Raw genomic sequence first — 1,065 nt, 5'->3', positions numbered from 1 at the left:
GACGCGGGCGGGAGTGCGCGAGTCACCGACGCGGGCGGGAGTGCGCGAGTCACCGACGCGGGCGGGAGTGCGCGAGTCACCGACGCGGGCGGGAGTGCGCGAGTCACCGACGCGGGCGGGAGTGCGCGAGTCACCGACGCGAGCGAAGGGATCGTCGTCCGGACCCGCCCGGTCGACGCCGAGCAGTGCACCGGAAGCGGCAGCGACGAGTTTCGCCGCCGGCGTGGCGGGGGTGAATTCCACCGGCACCCCCGCCGATGCCGAACCTTCCCCGAGTCCGGCACCGGCGGAGTCCTCGGTGACCGTGAGCTGCGGATCGAGCTCGGTCACTCCGATGTCCAGGGTACTGGTGGCGACCGACAGTTCGGGCAGTTCGAAGGCGATTGCCTCGGCATCGTCGAACCGGTCGCACGACCGGATGCGCCGCCGCGCCGGGGAAAGCGGAACCAGCGGCGGCCGTGGCCGTGCCCGCAGCTGCGCGACCATGGACGCGCCGCCGGATCCACCGGCCCGCTCGACGAGTCCGGCGAGTTCGGCCACCGTGCAGGCGGCGCGTGCGTCGCGGACTCCGAGCGGGCAGTTCGGGTCGGCGGACCGTCGCGCGGCGACCCGCGGGGCCACCGGACGCTTTCCGCCGAGTGCGAACAAGTCGTCGTTCCGACCGACCGGCTTGTTACCGCGCACTTCGGCGAACACGCGCGCGCCCGCCCGCTCGGCGGCGGTAACGGGCGCCGTGTACTCGGCCGAAGCCCTGCCGAGGCCAGGGAGGGCACGCCGATCCAGCTCGCCGGACGGGGTGACGGGAAGTGTGCCGAGCACCACATAGGCGGCGGGTGCCAGATATCCGGGCAGCGCCTCGGCCAGCGCGGCCCACAGCCGATCGGGTCGTACCGCGCCGGGCCTCGCCGCGACGACGTAGGCGGTGAGTCGCACGCCGACGCCCGCGTCCTCCAGCAGCACGACCACCGCGTCGCCCCCGCCGACCACCGCGTCGCCCCCGCCGAACACCGCGTCGCCCCGGCCCAGCACCGCATCGCCCCGGCCGACCACGGCCCCGCCCGGGCC

1 protein-coding gene is annotated in these 1,065 nt (G+C 75.3%); it reads right to left on the bottom strand.

Annotated elements, in window-relative coordinates; translation table 11 throughout:
- The coding region (locus ON27_RS29360; protein WP_043734825.1) for a hypothetical protein at nt 1–1,065 on the bottom strand (1,065 nt) is incomplete at both ends.

It is taken from the genome of Nocardia asiatica NBRC 100129 (assembly GCF_000308415.1).
In the GTDB taxonomy this organism is placed as follows: domain Bacteria; phylum Actinomycetota; class Actinomycetes; order Mycobacteriales; family Mycobacteriaceae; genus Nocardia; species Nocardia asiatica.
This window is presented reverse-complemented; position numbering and strand designations above follow the sequence as displayed.